Origin of the sequence: Uliginosibacterium sp. TH139 (assembly GCF_002855595.1) — a bacterium.
GTDB lineage: Bacteria > Pseudomonadota > Gammaproteobacteria > Burkholderiales > Rhodocyclaceae > Uliginosibacterium > Uliginosibacterium aquaticum.
In genome coordinates, this window is record NZ_PKRR01000020.1 from 1 (window position 1) to 4,485 (window position 4,485).

Below are 4,485 nucleotides of genomic sequence, written 5' to 3' on the forward strand. Positions count from 1 at the left end.
CAGTGGTGACCGACAGCGTGCCGTGGAGCACCGAAACCGTGGTGGTCAGCGAGGACGAATCCACATCGGCCACCGACACGCCGGTGATGGCCTTGGCGGTGTCTTCGGTGACGGTCTGCGCGCCAGCCACGGTATTGACCGGCGTGTCATTGACAGCAGCAACCGTGACATTGACGGTAGCCGTTTCGCTCACGCCACCGGAGGTGACGGTGTAGGTGAAGCTGTCGGTGCCATTGAAGTTGGCGTTCGGCGTATAGACCAGCGTGCCGTCTGCTGCGAAAGTGACCGTTCCGTTCGTGCCCTGGGTGACGGCAGACACCACGCGGCCGGCGCTCTCGAAGTTGTCGGCGCTGGCGCCATTGGTGCCAGTGATGGCGTTGAAGCTGATGGCCGTGTCTTCAGCGGTCGTGACCGCATCGGCCACGATGTCAGCCACCGGGGTGACGGTGATTGCGACCGTATCGGTGTCGCTGCGCACGCCATCGCTGGTGAGCACAGTCAGTGTCGAGCTGCCTGCATAGTCCGCCGTCGGCGCGTAGCTCAGACCATTCAGGGCTCCATTGATGGCAGCTGCTGTGCCGGTGATCGTGACCGACGCTGTGCCGTTGCTGGTAATGGTGGCGCCAGCGAAGGTCTGCACGGTCAGGCTGCCGTTGGTGACCGAAATTGTCGTGGTCAGGTTGCCACCATCGATATCGCTGACGGTGATGGCATTGCCGTTGGCGCTGCTGAAGACGCGTGCTGTGTCCTCAGCCGTGCTCTGGGCTGCAGGCACACTATTGACTGGCACCGCATCGTTGTCGGTGATCGTGCCCAGGCCGGAAGCGTCCGCTATCGTGGCGTTGGTCGCGCTGGAGAGCGTGATGTTGAGGGTTTCGCTGGCTTCGGTCAGGCTGTCGTCAGTGATCGGGACGACGATGGTCTTGCTCGTCTCACCCGGTGCAAAGCTGAGCGAGCCGCTGACGGCGGTGTAGTCGCTGCCCGCCGTGGCGCTGCTATTGCTGCTGGCATAGCTGACCGTGACGGTCTGCCCCGAGACTGCGGACAGGGATACGGTGAAGCTCATCGTGCCGGCCGCTTCATTGACCGTGACGTCATTGACTGACAGGGAAGGCGCTGCGTCGTTATCGATGATGGTGCCGATGCCGGTGACACCGTCGACGTTCAGCAGCACAGTCTCGTCGGCTTCATCCAGCACGTCCTGTACGGTGGGTAGCGTGACGCTGAAACTCGTCACGTTGGCCGGGATGCTCAGCACGCCAGCAGTGAGCGTGACGCCGTTGCTGAAGCTCGGGGTGCCGTAGTCGCCCGTAGTGGCACTGCCGCTGCCCAGCGAGAACGGGAAGCTGGTGGCGGTGCTGGAGGCATTTGAGAGCGTGACTGTATAGACCAGATCGCTGCCTTCGGTGGTGCTCGGGCTCGAAACGCTGGCGATGGTCGGTGCTGCGTCGTCGTCCGTGATGCTGAGGCTCGCACTTGCGCTTGGTGTGCTCGTGTAGCCTGCTGTCCGGGTGGCGGTCAGGGTGAAGTTTTCGGCAGACTCATCCAGCGTGTCCTGAGTGATCGGGGTGCGAACCAGAACGCTGGTGGAGCCGGCGAGGATGATCGCATTGCTAGTGTTGGTCCAGGTGTTGCCCCCGTCGGTGGATACCTGCAGATTGTTGCTGGCACTGCTGCCGTAGTCGACCCCGTCCCCGGTGGCGCTGCCATCGGTGAGCGTGAGGTTTAGGCTGGTATTGAAACTGGATGTGTTGGACAAGCTAACGGTGAACACCGCGTAGCCCGCCGATTCGCTGACGTTGGCAGTGGAGACTGACAGCGCAGGCAAGTCAGCTGTATCCGTGATGATGCCGGTGCCCGTTGCGCTGGCGCCGTTTGCTGTTGCACTCAGGCGATAGGCTTCGGAGCCTTCGTACTGTGTGTCGTTCAGTGTGATGACTCGTACCTGGAAGCTACTTGAACCTGCGGGCACACTTGCGCTGCCGGAATAGGTCTGCCAACTGCTGCCGCCGTCGGTTGAGTATTCGATGCTGCCTAGATCGGTGGCGGGCGTTACATTGCCGGTCAGTAGCTTGAGGGTGACATCTGTTGTTTGGGTTGCTGCATGGGAGAGCGTGACCGTGAAGGTGTTCATGCCGCCTTCTGCCGTAACGCTATTGCTTACGGCGGAGACTACGGGCTCTACGGAAACAATGAAATTGCTGGTGCTGCTGGCCGAGTCGCCATTTGCCGTTTCTGTGCTGCTGACACTGGCAGTGACCGTGAAATTCGGAGTTCCGTTAGGCACTTGCATGGTGAGGCCGCTGACCTGGCTCTGGGCCACGATCCATGAGCCGTCGCTTTGCAGGCTGCCTGCGCTGAGGGTGACTCCTGACGGGATGCCGGTCAGGGTTATCGAAGTCAGGCTCTCGCTGCCATCGCTGTCGACGAGAGCTGCACTCAGCGTGACCGGGTATTCGTAATAGCCGGCATCCACTGTGCTAACTGAAATGTCAGCCCCGATTGAGGATCCGTCACCAAACACGATACCTTCGATGTTGTTGAAATTGATCGTGCGGCCGGTGTCGTTGTCCGTGATCGTTCCATCGTAGCCCGTACTGTCGAGCTCGCCGTAGGTGACGGTGTAATGAGACGGGTCCTTGCTCAGAAATACGACGTCGGAACCGCCACTGTCTCCAATCCCATTGATGTTCATCGTGCTGTTGATATCGCCAATCAACGCAATGAAATCGTTCTTTGTGCCGGAGTTGATGTTGGCATCGCTGAAGGGCGAGATGTAGATCTGACCATCGGTGCTGCCCGTGATGTTGCCGGACTCATCGATATCGATACTACTGCCACCCCATTCGATGTGAATACTGGAGCTTGAAGAAACGAAAGTTGGGGTCGCAACCGAGCTTGAAAGGGTCGGCTTGTCTGCCACAGGCGTGATGTCGATCGTAACTGTTCCAGCCGTACTGGTGGCGCTGCCGTCAGTTGCGGTGAAAGCGAAGCCGGCGTAGTCGTTACTCAGGTTGCCGGTGCCGGCACTGGCAAAACCGTCGATACCGGATTCATTGCTATCCGGCACGAAGCGCAGGTTGCCGGCATCAATGCTGGCCTTGGTGAGGCTCTGGTTCAGCGTGGCATCCACCCAGGCCGTACCGTTGAAGACCTGCAGCTTGCCGTCGGCCGGCAGGCTGGTGATCGTGATACTCAGGCTGCTGCTGGCGCTATCCACATCGCTGACACCGAAATTCGCCCAGCTGATGGCCAGTGCCTGATCTTCAGTGCCGGTGATCGCAGCGCCGGCGACGGTGGGTGCGTCATTCGTGCCATTGACGGTGATGGTCAGAGTGGCTGTGCTGGTCGCGCCGTTGTTGTCGGTGATGGTGTAGGTGAAGGTTTCGGTACCGGTCTGGCCGGCGCCGAGCGCGTTGGTGGCAGTGCGGGTGTTGTCCAGCGTGTAGGTGTAGCTGCCGTCGGCTGTCACGGAGACCGTGCCGTAAGTGCCATTGAGCGTGCTACCCACGTTGCCGCTGGCCGAAGCGGCGGTGCCCACGACCACTCCGGTGACGCTGAAGCTCGAGCCATTGTCGATGTCCCCGTCCTGACCGGCTGTGCCTGGTGTGAGGTCTCCGGTGAGCACGGTGGTGGCTGCCGAGTTGCTCTCGCTGACGCTGCCCGTGTCCGCGACGGCAATCGGCGCATCGTTCGTGCCATTGACGGTAACGACGATATTGCGGGTCGTGCCGTCAGCCGTGGTGACGGTGAAAGTCTCGGTCGGTGCTGCGCCCTGCGCCAGAGCCTGGACATTGGCGGCGGCATTGCTGAGGGTGTAGGTCCACACGCCAGCGCTGGTGATGCTGAAGCTGCCGTAGGTGCCGGGGGTGGCGGTCTGCGCCACGAAGCTGGCCTGTCCTGCGTCTGCATCGGTGATGCTCAGGGTGCCGGTGGCGGCCGTGGTGCCGTCTTCCGTGACGGTGCCGGTGAGCGGGCCGCCGATGGTCGGCGCATCGTTGGCACCTTGCACGGTGACGGTGAGGGTGGTCGAAGCCGTACCACCTGCACCATCGCTGATGGTGTAGGTGAAGGTGTCGGTCACGTTCTGACCGGCTGCCAGCGCCTGGGCGGCGGCCCCCGGGGTGTAGATGTAGCTGCCGTTGGCGTTGATCACCACTGAGCCGTAAGTGCCGGCGACGCTGCTGCCGACATTGCCGCTGGCCGAAGCCGGGGTGCCGGCGGCTACGCCGATGACGGTGAGGGTCGTGCCGGCATCCGGGTCGGAATCCTGCCCTGCGGTACCCGGGGTGACATCACCGGTGACATTGACCGCGTCCTCGCTGACTGTGGCTACGTCGGCCACGGCGGTGGGCTCGTGGTTAACGGAATAGCCCTCAGTGTCGGTCGCGGACGCGCTATTGCCCGCAGCGTCCGTCGTGGTCACGCGTGCATCGATGGTGGCATCCGTGTCAGCCACGAGGTCTGCACCCGGCACTGCAATGC

The 4,485-nt window shown here is 62.0% G+C and carries 1 protein-coding gene; it reads right to left on the reverse strand.

The window, feature by feature from the left end; genetic code table 11:
• A partial coding sequence (locus C0V76_RS19400; RefSeq protein ID WP_158239304.1) for an S-layer family protein occupies positions 1-4,459 on the reverse strand: 4,459 nt, incomplete at its 3' end.
• Positions 4,460-4,485 lie beyond the last annotated feature (26 nt).